This is a genomic window from Aminobacter sp. BE322 (assembly GCF_050433525.1).
In the GTDB taxonomy this organism is placed as follows: Bacteria; Pseudomonadota; Alphaproteobacteria; order Rhizobiales; family Rhizobiaceae; genus Aminobacter.
The window spans coordinates 130,747-155,771 of sequence record NZ_JBNPXB010000011.1 but is presented as its reverse complement, the minus strand read 5'-3'; the positions used below and the strand labels follow the sequence as shown (position 1 = coordinate 155,771).

Genomic DNA, 25,025 nt, shown 5'->3' with positions numbered 1-25,025 from the left:
ATCCGGCAACGGCTCGATTCGGTCCACATCCGCGCCCTGAATCACGTTTCACGCCCGGCGGGAATCCCTCAAATCCGATTTTCCAAACAGCCTCTAAGACGATTTCGGGAAAGCACATATCGACAGCGCGAACGCTGGATAAGTTGCATCTATCGATGTAAGCGAATGGTCGCCGCTTTCGTCCGCATAGAAAATGTAGCCGCCATGATTATCTGTCACTCCAAACGCTCCCCCTCGGCTGACTGAAGCTAACAGAGGCAAGTCGATGCTAAAAGCCCGTGTCATCCCCTGCCTCGACGTGAAAGATGGTCGAGTGGTGAAGGGCGTAAATTTCGTCGATTTGATCGACGCCGGCGATCCGGTCGAGGCCGCCAAGGCCTATGACGCGGCCGGTGCCGACGAGCTCTGCTTCCTCGACATCACTGCCTCGTCAGACAATCGGGAGACCATCTTCGACGTCGTCGCCCGCACCGCCGAGCAGTGCTTCATGCCGCTGACCGTCGGCGGCGGCGTGCGCCAGGTCGCCGACATCCGCAGGCTGCTGCTCGCCGGCGCCGACAAGGTGTCGATCAATACGGCGGCGGTGAAGAACCCGTCCTTCGTCGCCGAGGCCGCCGACAAGTTCGGCAACCAGTGCATCGTCGTCGCCATCGACGCCAAGAAGGTGTCGCAGGTGGGCGAGGCCGACCGCTGGGAGATCTTCACCCATGGCGGCCGCGAGCGCACCGGCATCGATGCCGTCGAATTCGCCCGCAAGGTCGTCGACCTCGGTGCCGGCGAGATCCTGCTCACCTCGATGGACCGCGACGGCACCAAGATCGGCTACGACATAGCGCTCACCCGCGCCGTGGCGGACGCGGTGCGGGCCCCGGTGATCGCCTCGGGCGGCGTCGGCACTCTCGACCACATGGTCGCCGGCATCCGCGATGGCCACGCCACGGCCGTGCTTGCCGCCTCGATCTTCCACTTCGGCACCTATTCCATTGCAGAGGCCAAGGCCCACATGGCAAAGGCGGGCCTGCCGATGCGCCTCGATCCGATCGGCTGACGCGGGAGATTTGAAATGACCGGCTTCTCTCTTTCCGATCTGGAAAAGATCGTCGCCGAGCGCGCCCGCTCGAGCGATGCCAGTTCGTGGACGGCCAAGCTCTTCCAAAGCGGCATGGAACGGGCGGCGAAAAAGCTCGGCGAAGAGGCGGTCGAGACCGTGATCGCCGCCGTCAGGGGCGACGACAAGGGCCTCGTTTCGGAAAGCGCCGATCTCCTTTATCATTGGCTCGTCGTGCTGGCCGTCGCCGGCGTCCCGATGTCCGAGGTGATGGCTGAACTCGAACGCCGCACCGCGCAGTCGGGGCTAGCCGAGAAGGCCTCCCGGACGAAGTAGCTTGCCCCGGGCCCAGGCCCCCTGCAGGGAACATGCGATGGATCAACTCGCGCCGACGGAAAAATATTCCCCCTACTGGTTCTTTTCCGCCGAGCATTGGGCGGGTTTCGGTGCCGACACGCCGATGACCCTGACCCGGGACGAGGTCGCGCGGCTGAGCTCCATGTACGAGCCGATCGACCTCGAAGAAGTCCGGCGCATCTATCTGTCGCTGTCGCGGCTGCTGTCCGCCCATGTCGAGACCAGCCAGCAACTGTTCCGCCAGCGCCAGCGCTTCTTCAATTCCGACAGGAAAGGCACCAAGACCCCCTTCATCATCGGCATGGCCGGGTCGGTCGCCGTCGGCAAGTCGACCACCGCGCGCATCCTGAAGGAGTTGCTCACCCGCTGGCCGTCGAGCCCGAAGGTCGATCTCGTCACCACCGATGGCTTCCTCTACCCCAACGAGGTGCTGAGGCGCGACAATCTGATGGAGCGCAAGGGCTTTCCAGACAGCTACGACGTCGGCGCGCTGCTGCGCTTTCTCTCGGCCATCAAGTCGGGCCAGCCCAATGTGCGTGCGCCCGTCTATTCGCACCTGACCTATGACGTCATGCCCGGCGAGTTCGTCACCGTCGACCGGCCGGACATCCTGATCTTCGAGGGCATCAACGTGCTGCAGCCGCGCGAACTGCCCAAGGACGGCAAGTTTGTGCCCTTCGTGTCCGATTTCTTCGACTTCTCGATCTACATCGATGCCGAGGAAGGCATCATCCACGAATGGTACATCGAGCGCTTCATGCGCCTGCGCGAGACCGCCTTCCGCAACCCGCAGTCCTTCTTCCATCGCTATTCGCAGCTGTCGGAGGATGCAGCCCGCGCCATCGCCGAGGGGCTATGGGCCAACATCAACCTGAAGAACCTGCGCGAGAACATCCTGCCCACCCGCCCGCGCGCCGACCTGATCCTCAAGAAGGGCGCCGGCCACCTGGTCGAGGAAGTGGCGATCCGCAAGCTCTGAGGCTGCGTTCGGCGGTCAGGCCACCGGCTTCGTCACCCGCCGTAGCGTCAGGTTGATGCGTCCGCCCTGCTTCAACAGCGCCGAGGTCATCGGATAGATGCGGTCGACGCCGTGGAAGGCGAGCCGCCCTTCCCCGCCCAGTACCACCACGTCGCCGCTTTCCAGCCGGAACGACACCGTGCGGTCGTCGCGGCGGCTGCCGCCGACGCGAAACAGGCAGGCGTCGCCCAGCGATACCGAGACGACGGGCGCTTCGAACTCCTGTTCGTCGCGGTCCTGGTGCAGGCCCATCTTCGCCTCCGCCGTGTAGAAGTTGACAAGGCAGGCCTCCGGCGGATGAGGGTAGCCGGAAACCTCGCGCCACAGCGCCAGCAGCGCTTCCGGAATGGGCGGCCAGGGTTCGCCGGTGAGTGGATGCGAGGGCTGATAGCGATAGCCGCGATCCTTGTCGGTGACCCAGCCGAGACTGCCGCAATTGGTCATGCGCACGCTCATCGGCTTGCCCGTGCGCGGCATCCCGGGCGTATAGAGCGGCGCCTGCTTCGCCACTTCGCGCACGCTTTCGACTAGGCCTTCCTGCACCTCGCGGGACAGGAAGCCGGGCATGTGGCGAACGCCTTTCGGGAGCACGAGCATGGTCATGAGGCCTCGTCCATTCTGCCGCCAAGCATGCCACCCGAAACGAAAAACGGCGACCCGAAAGCCGCCGTTCGTTGGAATGGATGTTTCCGGATCAGGCAGTCGCGATGTCGGGGATGCGCAGCACCTGACCGGGATAGATCTTGTCGGGATGCGTCAGCATCGGCTTGTTGGCCTCGAAGATGACGGTGTATTTCGACGCCTTGCCCTTGCCGTACTGGGCCTCGGCGATCTTCGACAGGTTGTCGCCCTTCTTGACCGTGTAGAATACCGGCTGCTTGGCCGGGGTCGCAGCCTTCACCAGCTCGGTCATGTCGACCTTGCCGTCGAGCTTCAGGCCGGAATCGGGTGCCACGACCTTGAGTTCGTCCGCCTGCACCTTGGAGACGCCGAGCGTGTTGCCCACTGCGATGACGGCCTTTTCGAAGATCGACTGGTCCTTGACCACGCCAGTCAGAACGGCCGTGTCGCCCTTGACCACGACCTGCACGTTGTCGGTGCCAAGCTTGTGCGAATCGAGCTCCTTCTTCAGCGTTTCCGCAGTCGGCGCCTCGTCTTCGCCGCCGAAACCAAGCTTCTTGCCGACATTCTTGACGAAATCGAACATGCCCATTCGTGGTCTCCCTTGCTGTGGCAATCGCCGAAACTTGGCATCTGCAAGACCAAATTGGAAGCAGCTTTGAACTAGTCGCCGTCGACGCGCCCGCGCAGCTTCTTGACCGTCGAACGCCCGGCCTTGCTTTTCAGTCTCCGCTCGACCGAGCCTTTTGTCGGTTTGGTCTTCTTGCGCGGCGGCGGCGGCGGCTCGGCGGCCTTGGCCACCAGTGCTGCCAGCCGGGCGCGTGCGTCGGCGCGGTTCTGCTCCTGCGTCCGGTAGCGCCCGGCCTCGATGACGATGACGCCGTCCTTGGTCGCCCTCTGCCCGGCGAGCTTGATGGTGCGCGCCCGCACGCGCTCGGGCAGCCCCGGCACGTTGGCGGCGTCGAAGCGCAGCTGCACGGCGGTGGCCACCTTGTTGACGTTCTGCCCGCCCGGCCCCGAGGAACGGATGAAGTTCTCCTCGATGTCATCGGGATGGATGACCACGTCGTCGGCGATGATGATCTTGTCGTCGGCGTTCATGTGCGAAGTCATGCCGCGCCGGCGCAGAAAAGAAAAGGCCCGGCGCGTGGCCGGGCCTTTCGAATTCTCCGGGACGTCGCCGGTTTTACTCGGCCGCTTCGCGCACCTGCGGGGCAGCGCCCAGCACGGCGGCGTCGACATGGCTTTCGAACTTGCCGAAGTTGTCGATGAACATCGACACCAGCTTCTTGGCCTGGCGGTCATAGGCGGCGCCGTCGGCCCAGGTCGAGCGCGGGTCGAGGATCTTGCCGTCGACGCCGGGCAACGAGACCGGCACGGCGAAGCCGAAGTTCGGATCGGTGCGGAACTCGACCGAATTCAGCGAGCCGTCGAGCGCCGCCGACAAGAGCGCGCGCGTCGCTTTGATCGGCATGCGCGAGCCTGTGCCATAGGCGCCGCCGGTCCAGCCGGTGTTGACCAGCCAGCAGTCGACGCCATGCTCGGCGATCAACTGACGCAAAAGGTTGCCGTACTCGCTGGGGTGGCGCGGCATGAAGGGCGCGCCGAAGCAGGTCGAGAAGGTCGCTTCCGGCTCGGTCACGCCACGCTCGGTGCCGGCGACCTTGGCCGTGTAACCCGACAGGAAGTGGTACATCGCCTGCGCCGGGGTCAGCTTGGCGATGGGCGGCATCACGCCGAAGGCATCGGCCGTCAGCATGATGATGTTCTTCGGGTGGCTGGCGCGGCCGGTGGCGCTGGCGTTCGGGATGAAGTCGAGCGGGTAGGCGCAGCGGGTGTTCTCGGTGCGGGAGCCGTCGTCGAAGTCGGGCACACGGTTCTCGTCGAGCACGACGTTCTCGAGCACGGTGCCGAAGCGCTGGGTGGTGGCGAAGATCTCCGGCTCGGCCTCGGCCGACAGGCGGATGGTCTTGGCGTAGCAGCCGCCCTCGAAGTTGAAGATGCCGTCCGGGCCCCAGCCGTGCTCGTCGTCGCCGATCAGCGTGCGCTTGGGATCGGCCGAAAGCGTCGTCTTGCCGGTGCCGGAAAGCCCGAAGAACACGGCGGCGTCGCCGTCGGGGCCTTCGTTGGCCGAGCAGTGCATCGGCATCACGCCCTTGGCCGGCAGCAGGTAGTTGAGCGCGGTGAACACCGACTTCTTCATCTCGCCGGCATAGGCCGTACCGCCGATCAGCACGATCATGCGGGTGAGGTCGACGGCGATGACGGTTTCGGTGCGCGTGCCGTGACGGGCCGGATCGGCGCGGAACGACGGCAGGTCGATGATCGTCATCTCAGGCACGAAACTCGCAAGTTCCGCTTCCTCCGGACGGATCAGCAGGTTGCGGATGAACATCGAGTGCCAGGCGAATTCGGTGACGACACGCGTCGGCAGGCAGAGCGAGCGGTCGGCGCCGCCGATCAGGTCCTGCACGTAGAGGTCCTTGTCGGCCGCATGCGCCAGGAAATCGGCATGCAGCGCGTCGAACTGGGCGCGGCTGATCGGCTTGTTGTTGTCCCACCAGACATGCGGCTCGGTGTTCTCGTCGCGCACGACGAACTTGTCCTTGGGCGAGCGGCCGGTGTGCTGGCCGGTCTCGGCAACCAGCGCGCCGTGGGCGGTCAGCCGCGCTTCGCCGCGGCGGATGGCCTCTTCGGTGAGAAATGCAGCGCCGAAGTTGTAACGGACCTTTCCCGATGTCTTGAGCCCTGCCGTCTCGATCCCGCAGGCGGGATTGCGCTTACCGGTTTCCGACATGTGGTGCAGCCTCGTTTGCTTTGACGCCAATGTCCGGTCGACGGGCCGGACGCCGCTGTCCCGAGGGGACTGGTGGCAGCCAGAAACAGAAAAGACAAACGATATCAAATCATTAATCGATTTAAAAATTTTGAAAAATATCTAAATCGTTTAAATGATCATGAACTGGGCGGCGACGCACAGGAGGTGGGCAGTTTTTTGTTCGAGTTTTGGCGGGGCTGCCCCATATAAGGCAAGCATCGGGCGTGGCGGTTGCGCTCTCCTTCGGCGGGGGCTATGCCACATTTTGTACCTAATTTGTCCTGCAAAAGCCCTGCTTGACGCAGGAAGGGACACCCATATGAGGGAGCCGCCGGAGATGGCAACGATCGCGCTTGTCGACGACGACCGCAACATTCTGACATCGGTTTCGATTGCGCTCGAGTCCGAAGGATACCGTGTCGAGACCTACACGGATGGCGCCTCGGCGCTGGAAGGCTTGACCGCCCGCCCGCCGAACCTTGCCATCCTCGACATCAAGATGCCGCGCATGGACGGCATGGAGCTCTTGCGGCGGCTGCGCCAGAAGACCGATCTTCCGGTGATATTCCTCACCTCCAAGGACGACGAGATCGATGAACTCTTCGGTCTCAAGATGGGCGCCGACGATTTCATCCGCAAGCCGTTCTCGCAGCGCCTGCTGGTCGAGCGGGTACGTGCCGTGCTGCGCCGTGCCAGCGCCCGCGAAGCCGCCGCCAAGGCTCCGACGCAGGCGTCGCGCTCGCTCGAACGCGGCCAACTGGTGATGGACCAGGAGCGTCACACCTGCACCTGGAAGGGCGAACCGGTCGTGCTCACGGTCACCGAATTCCTCATCCTGCACTCGCTGGCGCAGCGTCCCGGCGTGGTCAAAAGCCGCGACGCCCTGATGGATTCGGCCTATGATGAACAGGTTTATGTCGACGACCGCACCATCGACAGCCACATCAAGCGCCTGCGCAAGAAGTTCAAGGCCGTCGACGACGACTTCGAGATGATCGAGACCCTCTACGGCGTCGGCTACAGATTCCGCGAGGCGTGATTCCCTGCGGGGGCTTAGATCACATGGCGATTGAGGCGGAGATCAGGAAGCCGGCGGCCACCGCCAAGCGACCACGCGGGCGCCTGTCGGCGGTGATCGACCGGGCGCGTCTGCGCCTCAGCCGTTTCCTGGGCCACCACTTCTTCTCCAGCCTGACGCGGCGAATCCTCTTTCTCAATCTCGCCGGGCTGGGCGTGCTGGTTGCCGGCATCCTCTACCTCAACACCTTCCGCGACGGGCTCATCGATGCGCGCGTCGAAAGCCTGATGACGCAGGGCGAGATCATCGCCGGCGCCATCGCCGCCTCCGCGACGGTCGAGACGGACTCGATCAGCATCGACCCGGAGAAACTGCTCGAGCTGCAGGCCGGCGAGACGCTCGCGCCCGGTTCGGATCAGCTTGAGAGCCTGGATTTCCCGATCAATCCGGAGCGCGTGGCGCCCGTATTGCGCCGTCTCATTTCGCCGACGCGGACGCGGGCGCGCATCTTCGACCGCGACGCCAACCTCCTGCTCGACTCGCGCCATCTCTATTCGCGCGGCCAGATCCTGCGCTACGACCTGCCGCCGGTCGAGGAGGAGGAGGCGACGCTGCTCGAGCGGGCGCAGAAGTTCGTCTTCGATTTCTTCCGCGACAGCACGCTGCCCGTCTACAAGGAGCAGCCGGGCGGCAACGGTTCCGCATTCCCGGAAGTGATGCAGGCGCTTACCGGCAGTCCGGCGACGATCGTGCGTATCAGCGAGAAGGGCGAGCAGATCGTCTCCGTCGCCGTTCCCGTCCAGCGCTTCCGTGCGGTGCTCGGCGTGCTGATGCTTTCGACCGAGGGCGGCGACATCGACAAGATCGTCGCGGCCGAGCGCAAGGCGATCCTGCGCGTCTTCGGTGTTGCGGCTCTGGTGACCGCGCTGCTGTCGCTGCTGCTGGCCTCGACGATCGCCAATCCGCTGCGCCGGCTTTCCGCAGCTGCCAATCGCGTGCGCCGCGGCGGCAAGAATCGCGAGGAGATTCCCGACTTCTCCGACCGGCAGGACGAGATCGGCAATCTGTCGATCGCCGTTCGCGACATGACCAATGCGCTTTATGCCCGCATCGAGGCGATCGAGAGCTTTGCCGCCGACGTCAGCCACGAGCTCAAGAACCCGCTCACCTCGCTGCGCAGCGCGGTCGAGACCCTGCCGCTGGCCAAGAGCGAGAGTTCGCGCGAAAGGCTGATGGAAATCATCCAGCACGACGTCAAGCGCCTGGACCGGCTGATCACCGACATCTCCGATGCGTCGCGCCTCGACGCCGAGTTGGCGCGCGAGGACGCGACCAAGGTCGACCTCAAGAAATTCATCGGCGACCTTGTTTCGGTTTCGCGCGAGACCGGTCGCCACAAGAAACCTGTCGAGATCGAGTTCAAGACTGCAAAGCTTCCGGCCAACGTCAAGGGCTACAACGCGGTGGGCCATGACCTGCGCATCGGTCAGGTCATCACCAATCTGATCGAGAATGCCCGTTCCTTCGTGCCGGAGGAGCGCGGCCAGATCGACATCAGCCTGGCCCGTGTCGGCAAGTTCAACATCATCACCGTCGAGGACAACGGTCCCGGCATCCGCGCCGAGAACATCGACCGCATCTTCGAGCGCTTCTACACTGATCGGCCGTCCAGCGAGGCCTTCGGCCAGAACTCCGGACTGGGCCTTTCGATCAGCCGACAGATCGTCGAAGCACATGGCGGCACGCTCAGCGCGGAAAACATCAGCGGCACCAAGCCGGGTGAAATCAGGGGCGCCCGCTTCATCGTCGCGCTTCCGGCCGAAGGCTGATCGTGCCAACGTTCAACATGCACGCGACGGCGGTGGTCCTCGGTGATCGCGGGGTGCTCGTAGCCGGGCCGTCCGGCTCCGGCAAATCTACGCTGGCCCTGGCGCTCGTCGATCGGGTTCGTGCCCAAGGCCTCTTTGCGCGCCTGGTTTCCGACGATCAGGTCTTCCTGTCCGGTCATGGCGGACGCCTGCTCTGCCGCGCTCCGGCCACGATTGCCGGTCTGGCCGAGATCCGCGGGATCGGGCCCGTCGCTCACGACCACGAGCCGGTCACGGTGGTGGATCTGATCGTCAGGCTGGTGCCGCCCGCCGAGGTGCAGCGGCTTCCCGACGAGACAATGGAGACCCTTGTTGGTTGCAGCGTGGCGAGACTGGTTCTCGCAGAGCGCGAAATCCTCGTCTCTGTGCCTGCCGTGCTGGTGCGCACGGGCATCGGGCTCCGCGCTTGAAGCTGCCCAAATTTTTTGCTGCATTGCGTCAAAATGGCGTGCTGTGCCGTAAATAAGGGCTTGTAAACGCCTTCGCCGTCGACAAGATAGCGCTCCCGCCATCCGAAGGCGGCGAGCATACTGCGCGGCTGTGAAGGGGCCATGACGGGAGCCAAATCAGAATGATCGGACTCGTGCTAGTGACGCACGGTCAACTGGCCGAGGAGTTCCGCCATGCGGTGGAACACGTCGTCGGACCGCAGGACAATTTCGAGACCGTATCGATCGGCGCCGATGACGACATGGCGCAGCGCCGCAGCGATATCATCACTGCCGTTTCCCGCGCCGATACCGGCACCGGAGTGGTCGTGCTCACCGATATGTTCGGCGGTACCCCGTCGAACCTCGCCATTTCCGTCATGGAAGCCGGCCGGGTCGAGGTCATCGCGGGCATGAACCTGCCGATGCTGATCAAGCTGTCGAGCGTGCGCAAGGCGGACAACATGGCCGCCGCCCTCGACGAGGCGCAGGCCGCCGGTCGCAAATACATCAACGTTGCAAGCCAGGTGCTGAGCGGAAAATGAGCGGCATGCCCTATCCCGCCGAACAGGGTCACGTCGTGCGCGACCTCGCCATCGTGAACCAGCGTGGCCTGCACGCCCGGGCTTCCGCCAAGTTCGTCCAGATCGCCGGCGAGTATCAGGCCTCGGTGACCGTCGAGAAGGACGGGATCTCGGTCGGCGGCACCTCGATCATGGGCCTGATGATGCTGGCCGCGAGCCCCGGCTGCACGATCCGCGTCAGCGCCAGCGGACCGGAGGCCTCCGAGGCGGTCGAGGCGCTTGCAACCCTCGTCGCTGCACGTTTCGGCGAGGAATGCTGATCGCCGGCATCGGCCAGGCGACATGCACGAATAAAGATTTCTTTATGTCCCATTGTCGGTTGCGGCCTGATCTGATAGTCAGGCGCTTCTTTCCGCGCGCCCACGACTAGGCCTCCCGCGCCGGCGCGCAGCAACAGGAATCGGAGCAAACCATGACGGGTAGCAAGGATTATCTGGTCGCCGACATTTCGCTCGCCGGCTGGGGACGCAAGGAAATCGAGATCGCCGAAACCGAAATGCCGGGCCTGATGGCCTGCCGCGCCGAGTTCGGCGAAGCCAAGCCGCTCAAGGGCGCGCGCATTTCCGGCTCGCTGCACATGACCATCCAGACGGCCGTTCTGATCGAGACGCTGAAGGCGCTCGGCGCTGACGTCCGCTGGGCCTCGTGCAACATCTTCTCGACCCAGGATCATGCCGCGGCCGCCATCGCCGAGGCCGGCATCCCGGTCTTCGCCGTCAAGGGCGAGACGCTGGAAGAGTATTGGGAATACACCGACAAGATCTTCCAGTGGGCCGACGGCGGCACCTCGAACATGATCCTCGACGACGGTGGCGATGCCACCATGTACATCCTGATTGGCGCCCGCGCCGAGGCAGGCGAGGACGTCCTGTCCAGGCCGGGCAGCGAGGAAGAAGAGATCCTGTTCGCCCAGATCAAGAAGCGCATGGCCGCGACGCCCGGCTTCTTCACCAGGCAGCGCGAAGCGATCCGCGGCGTCACCGAAGAAACCACCACCGGCGTCAACCGCCTCTACCAGCTGCAGAAGAAGGGCCTGCTGCCCTTCCCGGCGATCAACGTCAACGACTCGGTCACCAAGTCGAAGTTCGACAACAAGTACGGCTGCAAGGAATCGCTGGTCGACGGCATCCGTCGCGGCACCGACGTGATGATGGCGGGCAAGGTCGCCGTCGTCTGCGGCTACGGCGACGTCGGCAAGGGCTCGGCCGCCTCGCTCAAGGGCGCTGGCGCCCGCGTCAAGGTCACCGAGGTCGACCCGATCTGCGCGCTACAGGCGGCGATGGACGGTTTCGAGGTCGTCACGCTCGAGGACGCTGCGCCGACGGCTGACATCGTCATCACCACCACCGGCAACAAGGACGTCGTCACCCTCGACCACATGAGGGCGATGAAAGACATGGTCATCGTCGGCAACATCGGCCACTTCGACAACGAGATCCAGGTCGCAGGCCTGCGCAATCTGAAGTGGACCAACGTCAAGCCGCAGGTCGACATGATCTCGTTCCCGGACGGCAAGCGCATGATCCTGCTGTCGGAAGGCCGCCTGCTCAATCTCGGCAACGCCACTGGCCATCCGAGCTTCGTCATGTCGGCGTCCTTCACCAACCAGGTGCTGGCCCAGATCGAACTCTTCGCCAAGGGTAGCCAGTACAAGAACGAGGTTTATGTGCTGCCCAAGCATCTCGACGAGAAGGTGGCGCGGCTGCACCTCGACAAGCTCGGTGCCAAGCTGACCACCCTGTCCGACGAGCAGGCGTCCTATATCGGTGTCACGCCGAAGGGGCCGTTCAAGCCGGAACACTATCGCTATTAACCATAGCGCCAATACCTACAAGATATTGATGCCGGGCGATTGACTTTTCGCCCGGCATTTCTTTTGCCGCGCCGGCTCCTTCACGGCGATTCGCCTAAGCGGTATTGTGACGTGATTCGTCACGCGTCCGGTGCTGGCGGCACAGCCGGGCGCTTCGGGGCGGTCGTGCAAACGGGCGGCACAGAGGATAACAGGACATGCCGGGGGAATACCCGCTTCCAGCGGGAAGGGCCGTCTCCGGCGGCCATGAAGATTCGCAGAAGCCCCTTTTGGGCGCTCAGTGGCAGACCGTGCGTCGGCTGGGGCGTCGCGCGGCTTTCTTCGTGCTTGGCACCACCGCGCTCTGGACCCCGTTCGATGTCGCTCATGCCCAGCAGGCTTCGGTCGCCGGTCTCCCCGTCGGAACGGCCGAGGTCATCCAGCTCGCCATGTTCGTCGGCGTCATGGGCGCCGCGCTCATCACCGCCATTGCGCTGATCCGCGAAAAGGGCCGCCTGTCGTCCCAGAACAGCGAGTTGCGCAGCCGCGTTGCCGACCTCAATGCCTCGCTGCAGCGCTCGGATGCACTGCTTAACCTGCGCGACCAGCGCATTGTCGTCTGGGCGAGCGAAAACAAGAAGCCCGAGCTGATCGGCTCGCTGCCGGTCGAGACCGGTGCGCCCGAAGAGCGTGCGGCTTTCCTGGCGTTCGGTCGCTGGGTGATGCCGCGCTCCGCGGCGGCGCTCGAAAACGCGGTGGCCACGTTGCGCGACAAGGGGACGGCCTTCGAGTTGGTGGTCGAGACCCATGCAGGTGCCGCGCTCGAGGTGCAGGGCCGCAAGAGCGGCGCCCATGTCATCGTCCGCTTCATTTCCATTTCCGAGGCCCAGCGCCTCCAGGCCCGGCTGAAGCTCGAGAACCAGCGCATCGGCGCGGAATACGAAACGCTCGTCGGCCTGATGGACGCCGTCGACATGCCGTTCTGGATGCGCGACGCCGACGGCCGCTTGAAGTGGGTCAACAAGGCCTTCGCCCGGGCGGTCGAGGCATCCGATTCGTCCGCCGTCGTCCGCGACGGCAAGGAATTCCTGGGAACCCAGTCGCGCGAGGCCATCGGCCAGCAGCAGATTTCGCGGCCCGTCTTCCAGCAAAACCTGTCGACCGTCATCGACGGCGACCGCAGGATGTTCTCCGTCACCGACGTGGTCGGCAGGGGCGGCTCGGCCGGCCTCGCGGTGGACACGAGCGCGGCCGAAGCCATCCGCGAGGAATACGGCCAGGTCGTGCGCAGCCATTCCGACACGCTCGACCAAGTGGCGACGGCGGTTGCCACCTTCGACGCGGGCCAGAAGCTGCGCTTCTACAACCAGGCCTTCCAGAAGCTCTGGGATCTCGACGCCGGCTATCTCACCAGCGCGCCCGACAATGCACTGCTGCTCGACCGCCTGCGCAGCGAGCGCAAGCTGCCGGAACAGCAGGAATGGCGGCGCTGGAAGGAGAACCTGCTCGGCGCCTACCGCGCCGTCGATCCGCAGGAACATCTCTGGCACCTGCCCGATGGCCGCACCATCCGCGTCGTCGCCAACCCGCAGCCCAAGGGCGGCGTCACCTGGGTGTTCGAGAACCTGACCGAGAAGATCGATCTCGAGAGCCGCTACACCACGGCCGTCCGCGTGCAGGGCGAAACCCTCGACAACCTCGCCGAGGGCGTCGTCGTCTTCGGCCCCGATGGCCGTATCCGCCTGTTCAACCCGGCCTTCGGCCAGCTCTGGGGCGTCTCCGACGATATCCTGCGGACCAATACTCACATCTCGGCCATCCGCGCCGAATGCGACATGCGCGCCGAGCAAAGCCCGTGGGGCGATTTCGTCGCCGCGGTCACCGGCTTCGACGAGCGCAGCGACAGGCGTGGGCAGACCGAACTGCTCAACGGCACCGTGCTGCAGCACGCCGTCGTGCATCTGCCAAACGGGCAAGTGATGCTGACCTTCGTCGACGTCACCGACAGCGTCAACATGGAGCGCGCGCTCAAGGACAAGAACGAGGCGCTGCAGCGCGCCGACCAGATCAAGAACGAGTTCGTCCAGCACGTCTCCTACGAGCTGCGCTCGCCGCTGACCAATATCATCGGCTTCACCGAGCTTCTGTCCCTGCCCGGCACCGGCCCGCTGTCGCAGCGCCAGCGCGAGTATGTCGAGCACATCGGCTCGTCCTCCGGCGTGCTGCTCACCATCGTCAACGACATCCTCGACCTCGCCACCGTCGACGCCGGCATCATGCAGCTCGAGATCTCGGAGGTCCGCGTCGATCGCGCCATCGAGGCAGCGGCCGAGCTGGTCGCCGACCGCCTGCAGGAGCATTCGATCCAGCTCTCGGTCGATCTCGCGGCCGCGCCCAAGAGCTTCAGCGGCGACGAGACCCGTGTCCGCCAGATCCTCTACAACCTGCTCAGCAACGCCGTGAACTACGCACCGTCGGCGAGCACCATTGCGCTTGCCTGCCGCCAGCGTCCCGACGGCGTCGAGTTCTCCGTCCATGATGACGGTCCCGGCATGCCGCCGGAGGTGCTGGACACGGTGTTCCAGCGCTTCGAATCCCGCGTCAATGGCGGCCGCCGCCGTGGCGCCGGCCTTGGCCTCTCCATCGTCAAGAGCTTCGTCGAGCTGCATGGCGGCACCGTCCGCATCGACAGTGGCACCGACCGCGGCACGACCGTGGTCTGCCTCTTCCCCGATACGCCGGCAGGCGTCCGGGTGGCGGCGGAGTAGCCCCTTGGCGGCCAGATCGCTGGTGCGCTTCCTGCCCGATGAGGCTGCGACGACGCAGCTGGGCGAGGATCTCGCCATGGCCGTCCGGCCGGGCGACGTGTTCCTCCTCGATGGCGACCTCGGTGCCGGCAAGTCGACGCTCGCCCGCGGCCTTATCCGCGCGCTGGCGGTTGATCCCGCCCACGAGGTGCCGAGCCCGACCTTCACGCTGGTCCAGAGCTACGACACGCCGGTACCGGTCCACCATTTCGATCTCTACCGCCTGTCGTCGTCGGAGGAGCTGGAAGAGCTCGGCTTCGACGAGGCGGCAGCATCCGGCGTGGCGCTGGTCGAATGGCCGGAGCGCGCCGCCGAAGCCATGCCCGCCACCAGCCTGCGCCTCGCCATCGAGCATGAGGGCGACGGCCGCCGCGTCGTGATCTCGGGCGACGGCCCGGCCTTCGACCGTGTCGCCCGCTCGCTCGCCATACGCGATTTCCTGGTCGCCTCCGGCTGGGGCGAGGCGCACCGCGCCCGCTTCGTCGGCGATGCTTCCGCCCGTGCCTACGAGACGGTGACGCGCGACGGCCATGCGCCGCTGGTGCTGATGAATTCGCCGCGTCTTGTACTCGGCCCGCCCGTGCGCGACGGCAAGCCCTATGCCGAGATCGCGCATACGGCCCAGACGGTGGCTGCCTTCGCGGCCATCGACCGCGCGCTCGCCGCAGGCGGCGTCACCGTGCCCGGCATCGTCGCCCAGGACCTCGACCAGGGTTTCCTGCTGCTCGAACATCTCGGCTCTGGCGCCTTCCTCGACCCCGAGGGCAGGCCGATTGCCAAGCGCTACGCCGCTGCGGCTGAGCTTCTGGCGATGGTTCACTCGAAACATTGGGACGACCGGCTCGAGGCCGCTCCGGGCGTCGTCCACCACGTCCCGCCCTTCGACCGCGACGCGCTGATGATCGAGGTCGATCTCCTGGTCGACTGGTACGTGCCCGCCGTCACCGGCGCCCCTGCCTCCGCCGAGCTGCGCGCCGGCTACCGCGCCGCCTGGAACGCCGTCTTCGACCGCCTCGCCGACAAGCAATACGGCCTGGTGCTGCGCGATTATCATTCGCCCAACATCATCTGGCGCGGCGACAGGACGGGTTTCGACCGGCTCGGCATCGTCGACTTCCAGGACGCGCTGATCGGCCCCGTCGCCTACGACGTCGCCTCGCTCGCCATGGATGCGCGGGTGACGGTTTCGCCCGAGATCGAGCACGCCACGGTCGACGCCTATGTCGCCTCTCGCAATGCCGTAGGCGGCTTCGATGAGGCCGCCTTCCGCGAGGCCTACGCCATCATGGCGGCGCAGCGGAACTCCAAGATCCTCGGCATCTTCGTCCGGCTCGACCGTCGCGACGGCAAGCCGCAATATCTGAAACACCTGCCGCGCATCCGCGATTATCTGCATCGCGCGCTGGCGCATCCTGCCCTGGCCGACCTGCGCGACTTCTATCGCGACAATCGCCTGCTCGAGGAGTTCTGACGTGAGTGGGCCTTCGACGAACCCGTCGGTCGCCATGGTGCTTGCGGCCGGCCTCGGCAAGCGCATGCGGCCGATCACCGACACGATCCCGAAGCCGCTGGTGCGCATCTCCGGCAAGACCCTGCTCGACTGGGGCCTCGACAGCCTGACCGAAGCTGGCGTCGAAAAGGCCGTCGTCAACGTCCACTACCTGCCCGACCAGCTCGTCGAGCATGTCGCCTCCCGCACGGCGCCGCGCATCGTCATTTCCGACGAGCGCGACGGCCTGCTCGATTCCGCCGGCGGCATCGTCAAGGCGCTGCCCGAGCTCGGCGCCGAGCCGTTCTACATCGTCAATGCCGACACGTTCTGGATCGATGCGGGCGAGCCCAATCTCACCCGCCTCGCCCTTGCCTGGGACGACGCGCGCATGGATATTCTCATCATGCTCGCTGACCTCGACCAGGCGACCGGCCACTCCGGCAGCACCGATTTCCTGATGGCACCGGACGGCCGGCTGAGCCGCGCCAGGGGCGCGCCCGAAGGCCTGATCTACGCCGGCGCCGCCATCGTTCATCCCTGCATCTTCGCTGGTGCGACTGTCGAGCCGGCTTCGCTCAACCGCTATTTCGACGAGGCGATCGCCGCCGGCCGCCTGCATGGCCTGCAGATGCAGGGCAGCTGGATCACCGTCGGCACGCCCGATGCCATCGCGTCGGCCGAGGCCGCGGTGACGAGGGCCCTGGCAGGGGCGCAATGAGCGGCCGCGCATCGCCACGCGTCTTTTCCATCCCGCCCGGCACTCCCTTCCTGCCGACGCTGGCAGCGTCGCTGCTCGACGGCCGCCTGATCCCCGATTTCCGCTTCGACGGCGACCCGCTGGCCTTGGCCGACGTCACCATCTACGTGCCGACGCGCCGCGCCGCGCGCGCCCTGCGCGGCGTCTTCGTCGATGCCGCCGGCGGCCGCTCGGCCATCCTGCCGGTGATCAAGCCGCTCGGCGAATTCGACGAGGACGAAGCTGCCTTCGAGACCGAAGGTGCCGGTGCCCTCGACCTCGCGCCGCCGATTTCGTCCACCGACCGCCTGCTGATGCTGGCGCCGCTGGTGCGCGCCTGGAAGCGCCGGCTGCCGGCCCATGTCGCCGCCCTGTTCGAGGAGGAGGTCGTGGTGCCAGCTTCCGCCGCCGACGCCATCTGGCTGGCGCGCGACCTTGCCGGGCTGATGGACGAGATCGAAACCGAAGGCTCCGACTGGGCCAAGCTCGGCGGCCTCGTCTCGGGCGAGCTGTCCAGCTGGTGGCAGGTCACGCTCGACTTCCTGTCCATCGTCACCTCCGTCTGGCCCGACCTGCTGGCCGAGCGCGACCAGTCCAACCCGGCAGCGCACCGCAGCGCCCTGATCCGGCTCGAGGCCGAGCGCCTCAGGCGCAGCCCTCCCTCAGGTCCCGTGATAGCCGCCGGCTCCACCGGCTCCATTCCAGCCACTGCCGAGCTGCTCGCGGCCATCGCCCGCCTGCCGCGCGGCGCCGTCGTGCTTCCCGGGCTCGACGCCACTCTCGACGAAGCCGCCTTCGAGGCCATCACCGCGGCAGACCTGCGCGCCTCGGTCCTCGGCCATCCGCAATACGGCCTCGCCAAGCTGATCGGCAAGATTGGCATCCTGCGCGGCGACGTCGAGGAATTGGGCACGGCGTCGCCGGCGCTGGTGCGCCGCGCCGCCATCGTCGGCGAGGCGTTGCGCCCGGCCGAGACTACAGATGCCTGGGCCGAAAAGCGCGGTAGCGTCAGCGACGCCGAAATCGCCGAGGCGCTGGCCGGCGTGACGCTGCTCGAAGCCGCCCACGAGCGCGACGAGGCGGCGGCGATTGCGATTGCGCTGCGCGAGGCGGTCGCCCAGGATGGCCATCGCGCCGCCCTCGTCACCTCGGACCGCAACCTCGCCCGCCGCGTCGCTTCCGAGCTCCGCCGCTTCGGCATCCAGGCCGACGATTCCGGCGGCGTGCCGCTGGCCAACACGCCGCCCGCCGCCCTTCTGCGCACCATGGTCGAGGCGGCGATCCGCCCCGGCGATCCCGTCGCGGTGCTGTCGCTGCTCAAGCATCCGCTGCTTCGCCTCGGGCTGGAGCGCCCTGTCGTCAGGCGTGCCGCCGAGACCATCGAGCTTGTCGTGCTGCGCGGTGGCGTCGGCCGTCCCGATGTCGCCCGGCTCGCCGAGGATTTCGACACCCGCCTCACCGGCCTCGGCGACGCCACGCGAAAACCGTTCTGGTTCGATCGCGTCACCGTTCGCCGCATCGACGAGGCGCGCAACGTGGTTGCCAGGCTGGTCGATGCCGTCGCGCCGCTTACCGCATTTCGCGGCGACGAGGAGGTCGACCTCGCGGCTATCGTCCGCGCCACCGTCGAGGCGCTCGAAAACCTCGGGCGCGACGAAACAGGCGGGCTGGCGACGCTTTATGACGGCGACGCCGGCGCCAAGCTGGCCGAGTCGTTGCGCGGGCTGGTCTCGGCCCAGGCAACGTTCGGCTTCGCTGCCGCCGAATGGCCCGACGTGCTCGACGCGCTGGTCGCTCCCGAGGCGGTGAAGCCGTCACAGGGCGCCGACCGCGCCATCTCCATTTGGGGCGCACTCGAAGCGCGCCTGCTGACCGTCGACACACTGGTCATCGGCGCGCTCAACGAAGGCAGCTGGCCGCGCAAGGCCGAGGCCGACCGCTTCATGTCGCGCGTCATGAAATCGGGCATAGACCTCGAACCGCCGGAGCGTCGCATCGGCCTCGCCGCCCATGACTTCCAGATGGCGATGGGCGCGAAAAACGTCGTCTTGTCGCGCTCGGCCCGCTCCGGCGATGCGCCCGCCGTGCCGTCGCGCTGGCTGCAGCGCCTGCTCACCTATGTCGGTCCCGACCACTCCGCCGTGCTGCGCAAGCGCGGTCTCAGGCTGCTCGGCTGGGCCCGCCAGCTCGACGCCGGCGTCAAGACCGACTTTGCCGCGCGGCCGGAGCCCAGGCCGCCTGTCGAAGTGCGTCCGCGCCGCTTCTCGGTCACCGAGATCGAGACGCTGCGCCGCGACCCCTATGCCGTCTATGCCCGTCGCATCCTCGGGCTGATGCCGGTCGACCCGCTGGTGCGCGACCCCGGTGCCGCCGAGCGCGGCACGCTGTTCCACGACATCCTGCACCTGTTCTCGGCAACCGTTGGCGATCCGAGGACGCCGCAGGCGCGTGACGTGCTCATCGCCGCCGGCAGGCATTGCTTCGCCGAGGCCGCCCTGCCGGCCGATGTCGAGGCCGTCTGGTGGCCGCGCTTCGAGCGCATGGCCGACGGCATCCTCGAATGGGAGCGCAGCCGCGCTGCGGCCGTCGCCAGCCGCCATGCCGAGGAAAGTGCCAGCGCCACCGAGGTCGGCCGCACCGGCATCACGCTGTCGGGCCGCGCCGACCGCATCGACCTGCTCGGCGGCGGCATGGCTGATATCATCGACTACAAGACGGGTTCGTCGCCGTCCAAGGCGCAGGCCCACACGCTGATCGCGCCGCAGCTGGCGCTCGAAGGCGCGCTGCTCCGCCGCGGCGCGTTCCGTGAGCTCGGCCAGCGCGAGCCGTCGCAGCTCGCCTTCGTCCGCCTCAAGCCCAATGGCGAGGTGTTCGAGGAATCGATCCTCGAGCACAACCGCAAGCCCAAGTCGGCGGCGGAGCTGTCGGAAGAAGCCTGGACGCGGCTGGAGCAACTGCTCGTCCACTACGACGACCCGACGACCGGCTATCTTTCACGCGCCCTGCCCTTCCGCGAAGGCGAGACCGACGGCGACTATGACCATCTCGCCCGCGTGCTCGAATGGTCGGCCGGCGGCGATGGCGGTTCGGAGGGTGAGGAATGAAGAAAAAGTTCTTCGTCCCCCAGGAAACCGCAGACCGCCAGGCGCGCGCCTCCGATCCCGGCAACTCCGTCTGGGTGTCGGCCAATGCCGGCTCGGGCAAGACCCACGTGCTGTCGCAGCGCGTGATGCGGCTTCTGCTGCGCGGCACCGACCCGTCGAAGATCCTCTGCCTCACCTACACCCGCGCCGCCGCCGCCAACATGTCGAACCGCGTGTTCGCCAATTTGTCGGAATGGACCATGCTGCCCGACGCGGAGCTGGCCAAGCGCATCGCCGCCCTCGACGGTGCGCAACCCGACCGGGCGATGCTACGCCGTGCCCGCCGTCTCTTCGCCGAGGCGCTGGAAACGCCCGGCGGCCTCAAGATCCAGACCATCCACGCCTTCTGCGAGTCGGTACTGCACCAGTTCCCGCTCGAGGCCAACATCGCCGCCCATTTCGAGATGCTCGACCCGCAGATGGAGGCGACGCTGTTCGCCACCGCCCGGCGCGAGATGGTGACGGGAGGTGCTGCCAATCCCGAATTGGCCGAAGCCTTCGCCATGGTGCTGGAGCGTGGCGGCGAGGCCGGCCTCGATGCCCTGCTAGGCGAGATCGTCGCCAAGCGCGACGGCCTGCGTGCTTTCATCGGCCAGGTCATGGATTTTGCCTGGCCGTTCGGCGCGCTCTACGAGGAGTTCGGCTTCGACCGGGACGACAACGCCGAAGGCATCGCCGGCTCCATCTGGCCGCTGCCGGGTTTCGAGCCTGATTTCTTCGACGCCTTCGCTGCCGCGGCCGACGCCACCGATGCACGCAGCGTGCTCAACAACATCCTGCCCTCCGCTCGGCTCGCCTACGCCGAGACCGACCCGATCAAGCGTCTCGGCCTTCTCGCAGATGCCTTCCTCAAGGCTGACGGCGATCCCTACACGCAGAGCGCTTTCAAGAAGGCGCTGCTCGACCGCCTGCCCGACCTGCCCGAGCGCTACCAGTCGACATCAGAGGCGATCATGCGCGTCTCCGACCGCCTCGCCCACTTCCGCATGCTGGAAGCGACGCGGGCAGCCCTCACCATCGCCGACTGGCTGATCGCCCGCTACGAGCGGCTTAAGACCGGCCGTGGTTTCCTCGACTTCAACGATCTGATCACGCGCACGGTCAACCTGCTCGCCCGCCCCGATGCCGGGCCGTGGGTGCAATACAAGCTCGACAAGGGCATCGACCACATCCTGCTCGACGAAGCGCAGGACACCAGCCCCGACCAGTGGGAGGTGGTGAAGCGGTTGGCAGAGGAGTTCTTCGCCGGCTCCGGCGCGCGCGACCACGTCCACCGAACAGTCTTCGCCGTCGGCGACGAGAAGCAGTCGATCTATTCGTTCCAGGGTGCGGCGCCCGAATCCTTCGACGATTCCAAGCACGAATTCGCCACGCGCATCCGCTCTGCCGAGGCGCGCTTCGAGGACGTCACGCTGACCTGGTCGTTCCGCTCGACCGACGACGTGCTGTCGGCCGTCGACCGCGTGTTCGAGGACCCGACCGTGCGCCGTGGCGTCACCCGCGCGCCCGAGCCGCCGAGCCACAAGGCCATTCGTGCCGGCGCGCCTGGTTATGTCGAGGTCTGGCCATCTGTGGGTGCCGATGTGGTTGACGAGCCCGACGACTGGCGCAAGCCCATCGATCATGCCCATGCTCCTGCCGTCGTCGTGGCCGAGCAGGTGGCGGCGACAATTCGCAAATGGCTCGACGACGGCGAGATCATCGAAGGTACGGGCAAACGCCTGCGCGCCGGCGACGTCATGGTGTTGGTGCGCAAGCGCGACCGCTTCGTCCACGCGCTGTCCCGCGCACTGAAGCGCCGCGACATCCCCGTTGCCGGCGCCGACAGGCTGAGCCTGCCTGGCCACATCGCCGTCAAGGACCTGATCGCGCTCGGCCGTTTCCTGATCCAGCCCGAGGACGACCTGTCGCTAGCGGCCGTGCTGCGTAGCCCGGTCTTCGGCTTCTCCGAGGAGGCACTGTTTGCGCTCGCCTCCGGCCGTTCGCGCAGCCGCTCGCTCATCGCCTCGCTGCGCGACGCCGCCGAGACGGATGCCGCCCTGAAAGCTGTCGCCGAACAGCTCGACGCCTGGGGCACGGAGGCCGCCTTCCGGCCGGTCTTCGAGTTCTATTCCGGCGTCCTCTCCGGCGGCCGCGGCCGCGACGGCGTGCGCAAGAAGATGATCTCCCGCCTCGGCCAGGAAGCCGGCGACATTCTCGACGAGTTCCTGAATTTTTGCCTTGCAGAGGAGCGCACCGGCCTGCCCGGGCTCGAAGCCTTCCTGTCGACACTGGAGAACGCCGGTCCCGAGATCAAGCGCGAGATGGACCAGACCCGCGACGAGGTCCGCATCATGACAGCGCACGCCGCCAAGGGCCTCGAGGCGACGGTCGTGTTCCTGGTCGACAGCGGCTCGGCGCCGTTCAGCGACCAGCATCTGCCGCGGCTGATGCCCTTCCTGCCGCGCGGAAGACACTGGCACGGCAAGGGTTACCTCTGGCGCGCCGGCGCCGAGGTCGCCAACGCCTTCTCCAGGGGAGCGGCGCTGACCGCCCGCGAACTGGCCGACGACGAATACCGCCGCCTGCTCTATGTCGGCATGACCCGCGCCGAGGATCGCCTCATCGTCTGCGGCTATCACGGCAAGCGCGCTCCCGGCGGCAACACCTGGCATTCGATCGTCAGCCGCGCGCTGTCGTCGGCGCCCGAGAGCGAACTGCGCGACCATCCCGTCGTTGCCGACCTCCAGGTGCACCGCTTCCGCGTGACGCCCCTGTCGGGCGCAGCCGAGGTCGCGCCCGAGCCCGAGGCCGCGGAGGTCGCCGCGCCCGCCCGGCTGCCCGAAAGCTTGTTCGAGCGTCCCCCGCCCTTCGAGGATCTGCCGCGGCCGCTGTCGCCGTCAGGCGCCTCGGCGCTGATCGAGGAGACGCAGGAGGCCGTCATTTCCGGCCGCTCGCCGGTGCTCGACTCGGAAGCCGAGCCCGCTTTCGCCATTGCCCGCGGCTCGGCGCTGCATCGCCTGCTGCAGATGCTGCCGCGCCTCGATCCCGATCAGCGCCTCATGGCCGCCGAGCGTTATCTCGCCCGCGCCGGCCGCGACTGGGACGACGCCCAGCGCGCCTCGGCTCTCGCCTCGGTGCTGTCGATCCTCGAAAACGAGCGTTTCGCGCCGCTTTTCTCGCCCTCTTCCCGCGCCGAGGTCTCGGTCATGGGCAGCCTCGACGTGCGCGGCAAGCCGCGCTCGGTGTCGGGCAAGATCGACCGGCTGGCGGTCACGGACAGCGAGGTTTTGATCATCGACTACAAGACCAACAACGTGCCGCCGGCGTCGATCGAAAAGGTGCCGGAGGCCTATGTCGTGCAGCTTGCGCTGTACCGGGCACTGCTCCAGCCGCTCTATCCCGGCAGAACCGTCTCGGCCGCGCTGCTCTTCACGGAGGCGCCTCGTCTCATCCCCTTGCCCGCCGCGGCGATGGACGCCGCCCTTGTTCGACTCACCCAAGCGTGACACAAGGGGTGCTTGACCACGGGTCCGCGCACTACCACATATGGCGCGACAGCTAACCGCAAGAGGATCGGCATCATGGCCACCGTCAAGATCGACAACAGCAACTTCAAGACCGGCGTGCTCGAAGCCAAGGAGCCCGTCGTGGTCGATTTCTGGGCGGAATGGTGCGGCCCCTGCAAGATGATCGGTCCGTCGCTCGAGGAAATCTCCGACGAGCTGGCCGGCAAGGTGAAGATCACCAAGGTCAACATCGACGAGAACCCCGAAATCGCCGCCCAGTTCGGCGTGCGCTCGATCCCGACGCTGATGATCTTCAAGGGCGGCGAAGTGGCCGACATCAAGGTTGGCGCGGCCCCCAAGACCGCCCTGTCTCACTGGATCGCCGGCAACGTCTGAGCGAACCGCTTTCGAATACGAAAAAGCCCGGCAGTGCCGGGCTTTTTTGTTGGGAATTCGTGAGGATCAGGTCGGCGGCGTGCCGTTCTCGGCCAGCACCTCGCCCACCAGATAGAGCGAGCCGCCGATCAGGATGCGTGGCGCCGGTTCGTTCTCGTCCCAGGTATCGCGCAGCAGCATCAGCGCATTGGCGACCGAACTCACCGGCTCGGCCGAAAGCCCGGCCTCGGTGGCGCGCACGGCCAGCTCTTCGTTGGGCACGCCGCTTTCGCTCATCCGCACCGGCACGGTGTAGACGTGCCGCGCCATGCCGTGGAACGGGCGGAAATAACCGGTCTGGTCCTTGGTGTTGATCATGCCGGAGATCAGGAACAGCGGCCGCTGCACTTTCTCTTCCTGTTCGGTCAGCGCCTCGGCGATCACGGTGCCGGCGCCCGGATTGTGGCCGCCGTCGATCCATACTTCGGCGCCCTTGGGCGCGAGATCGGTCAGCGCGCCTTGCGGCAGGCGCTGCATGCGGCCGGGCCAGATGACCAAGGCCATCGCCTTGTCGGCGATGCGCTCATCGACGGGGAAGCCGGCGGATTTCACCGCCGCGATCGCCGCCGCCGCATTGGCGTACTGGTGGCGGCCCGGCAGGCGCGGCGGAGTGAGATCCATGAGCCCGGTCTGGTCCTGGTAGACCATGCGGCCGTTTTCCTCGAAGGCAACGAAATCCTGGCCATAGACCTCGAGCGGGCAATTCAGCCGTTCGGCCGTGTCGATCAGCACCTGCTGCGCCGCCTCGGTTTCCTGGGCGCCGATGACCACCGGGCAGCCGCGCTTGACGATGCCGGCCTTCTCGGCGGCGATCAGCTCGACCTTGTCGCCGAGATAGGCTTCGTGGTCCATCGAGACTGGCATGATCACCGAGCAGGCCGGCTTACTGATCACGTTGGTGGCGTCGAAACGTCCGCCAAGCCCCACCTCGATGATGCAAGCGTCGGCCGGATGCTCGGAGAACAGCACGAAGGTGACGGCGGTCAGGATCTCGAAGACGGTGATCTTTTCGCCCCGATTGGCCCCGCCGACGCGGCGCACCGCATCCGCCAGCACGTCATCGGCCACCAGCTTGCCGCCGCCGGGTGCGGCCAGGCGGTAGCGCTCGTGCCAGTTCACCAGATGCGGCGAGGTATGGACGTGGACGAGCCGACCCTGCGCCTCAAGCAGGGCGCGCGAGAACGCCGCGCACGAGCCCTTGCCGTTGGTGCCGGCAATGTGGATCACCGGCGGGATGTGGTCCTGCGGATTGCCGAGCCTGTCGAGCAGCCGGGTGATACGGTCGAGCGAAAGGTCGAAGCCTTTCGGGTGCAGCGCCAGAAGGCGCTCGATTTCGACGTCGGCTTCGAGCGTGGTCATGGCATTTCCCCGG

Annotated in this window: 20 protein-coding genes; 15 read left to right on the top strand and 5 right to left on the bottom strand. The window is 66.5% G+C overall.

Going from position 1 to position 25,025, the window contains the following annotated elements; genetic code table 11:
* Positions 1–265: 265 nt before the first annotated feature.
* Genes hisF through coaA form a run of 3 tightly spaced genes read left to right on the top strand, consistent with a single transcriptional unit; the run spans position 266 to position 2,384 of the window.
* Complete coding sequence (hisF, locus tag J2X50_RS16705) at positions 266–1,048, top strand: imidazole glycerol phosphate synthase subunit HisF (protein WP_429096668.1); 783 nt, start codon at positions 266–268, stop codon at positions 1,046–1,048.
* A 15-nt stretch (positions 1,049–1,063) separates the two neighbouring features.
* Complete coding sequence (locus J2X50_RS16700) at positions 1,064–1,384, top strand: phosphoribosyl-ATP diphosphatase (RefSeq protein ID WP_429096667.1); 321 nt, start codon at positions 1,064–1,066, stop codon at positions 1,382–1,384.
* Between the two features lie 37 nt (positions 1,385–1,421).
* Positions 1,422–2,384, top strand: coding sequence for a type I pantothenate kinase (gene coaA, locus J2X50_RS16695; protein ID WP_347965718.1), 963 nt, complete (start codon positions 1,422–1,424; stop codon positions 2,382–2,384).
* 15 nt (positions 2,385–2,399) lie between these two features.
* Here the strand turns inward: coaA and J2X50_RS16690 are convergent, their stop codons facing one another.
* The 4 genes from J2X50_RS16690 to J2X50_RS16675 all read right to left on the bottom strand — a co-directional run bounded on the left by J2X50_RS16690 (position 2,400) and on the right by J2X50_RS16675 (position 5,841).
* Positions 2,400–3,020 (bottom strand): alpha-ketoglutarate-dependent dioxygenase AlkB family protein, encoded by a 621-nt coding sequence (locus tag J2X50_RS16690; RefSeq protein ID WP_429096684.1) that lies wholly within the window; start codon positions 3,018–3,020, stop codon positions 2,400–2,402.
* A 97-nt stretch (positions 3,021–3,117) separates the two neighbouring features.
* Positions 3,118–3,636, bottom strand: coding sequence for a peptidoglycan-binding protein LysM (lysM, locus tag J2X50_RS16685; RefSeq protein WP_347965717.1), 519 nt, complete (start codon positions 3,634–3,636; stop codon positions 3,118–3,120).
* A gap of 71 nt (positions 3,637–3,707) precedes the next feature.
* Positions 3,708–4,145, bottom strand: a complete 438-nt coding sequence (arfB, locus tag J2X50_RS16680) for an alternative ribosome rescue aminoacyl-tRNA hydrolase ArfB (RefSeq protein ID WP_429096665.1) — start codon at positions 4,143–4,145, stop codon at positions 3,708–3,710.
* A gap of 85 nt (positions 4,146–4,230) precedes the next feature.
* The gene (locus tag J2X50_RS16675) at positions 4,231–5,841 is read right to left on the bottom strand and encodes a phosphoenolpyruvate carboxykinase (protein WP_429096663.1); all 1,611 of its coding nucleotides are present in this window, start codon (positions 5,839–5,841) and stop codon (positions 4,231–4,233) included.
* Between the two features lie 358 nt (positions 5,842–6,199).
* Between J2X50_RS16675 and J2X50_RS16670 the strand changes: the two genes are divergently transcribed.
* From J2X50_RS16670 to trxA, 12 genes are all read left to right on the top strand, one after another.
* Positions 6,200–6,901 (top strand): response regulator transcription factor, encoded by a 702-nt coding sequence (locus J2X50_RS16670; RefSeq protein WP_340038539.1) that lies wholly within the window; start codon positions 6,200–6,202, stop codon positions 6,899–6,901.
* A 23-nt stretch (positions 6,902–6,924) separates the two neighbouring features.
* Entirely contained in the window at positions 6,925–8,709 is a 1,785-nt protein-coding gene (locus tag J2X50_RS16665; protein WP_429096662.1) for a stimulus-sensing domain-containing protein, read from the top strand.
* Between the two features lie 2 nt (positions 8,710–8,711).
* Positions 8,712–9,158: an HPr kinase/phosphorylase gene (locus tag J2X50_RS16660; protein ID WP_429096661.1), complete on the top strand. Its 447-nt coding sequence runs from the start codon at positions 8,712–8,714 to the stop codon at positions 9,156–9,158.
* Between the two features lie 161 nt (positions 9,159–9,319).
* On the top strand, positions 9,320–9,721 hold the full coding sequence (locus J2X50_RS16655) for a PTS sugar transporter subunit IIA (RefSeq protein ID WP_347965712.1): 402 nt from the start codon (positions 9,320–9,322) through the stop codon (positions 9,719–9,721).
* Positions 9,718–10,020, top strand: a complete 303-nt coding sequence (locus J2X50_RS16650; RefSeq protein ID WP_429096659.1) for an HPr family phosphocarrier protein — start codon at positions 9,718–9,720, stop codon at positions 10,018–10,020. The genes J2X50_RS16655 and J2X50_RS16650 overlap by 4 nt, the downstream gene beginning before the upstream one ends.
* Before the next feature lie 152 nt (positions 10,021–10,172).
* On the top strand, positions 10,173–11,573 hold the full coding sequence (gene ahcY / locus J2X50_RS16645; RefSeq protein ID WP_429096657.1) for an adenosylhomocysteinase: 1,401 nt from the start codon (positions 10,173–10,175) through the stop codon (positions 11,571–11,573).
* A 197-nt stretch (positions 11,574–11,770) separates the two neighbouring features.
* Entirely contained in the window at positions 11,771–14,320 is a 2,550-nt protein-coding gene (locus J2X50_RS16640; RefSeq protein ID WP_429096655.1) for an ATP-binding protein, read from the top strand.
* Between the two features lie 4 nt (positions 14,321–14,324).
* The gene (gene tsaE / locus J2X50_RS16635; RefSeq protein WP_429096653.1) at positions 14,325–15,830 is read left to right on the top strand and encodes a tRNA (adenosine(37)-N6)-threonylcarbamoyltransferase complex ATPase subunit type 1 TsaE; all 1,506 of its coding nucleotides are present in this window, start codon (positions 14,325–14,327) and stop codon (positions 15,828–15,830) included.
* A gap of 34 nt (positions 15,831–15,864) precedes the next feature.
* A complete protein-coding gene (locus tag J2X50_RS16630) occupies positions 15,865–16,569 on the top strand; it encodes a nucleotidyltransferase family protein (RefSeq protein ID WP_429096683.1) in 705 nt (234 codons plus the stop codon).
* The gene (gene addB / locus J2X50_RS16625) at positions 16,566–19,691 is read left to right on the top strand and encodes a double-strand break repair protein AddB (protein WP_429096651.1); all 3,126 of its coding nucleotides are present in this window, start codon (positions 16,566–16,568) and stop codon (positions 19,689–19,691) included. The genes J2X50_RS16630 and addB overlap by 4 nt, the downstream gene beginning before the upstream one ends.
* The gene (gene addA, locus J2X50_RS16620; protein WP_429096649.1) at positions 19,688–23,218 is read left to right on the top strand and encodes a double-strand break repair helicase AddA; all 3,531 of its coding nucleotides are present in this window, start codon (positions 19,688–19,690) and stop codon (positions 23,216–23,218) included. Before addB ends, addA begins: the two co-directional genes overlap by 4 nt.
* A gap of 75 nt (positions 23,219–23,293) precedes the next feature.
* Positions 23,294–23,614, top strand: a complete 321-nt coding sequence (gene trxA, locus J2X50_RS16615; RefSeq protein WP_429096647.1) for a thioredoxin — start codon at positions 23,294–23,296, stop codon at positions 23,612–23,614.
* A gap of 66 nt (positions 23,615–23,680) precedes the next feature.
* Here trxA and J2X50_RS16610 read toward each other — a convergent pair whose 3' ends face one another.
* On the bottom strand, positions 23,681–25,012 hold the full coding sequence (locus J2X50_RS16610; protein ID WP_429096646.1) for a bifunctional folylpolyglutamate synthase/dihydrofolate synthase: 1,332 nt from the start codon (positions 25,010–25,012) through the stop codon (positions 23,681–23,683).
* Positions 25,013–25,025: the final 13 nt, after the last annotated feature.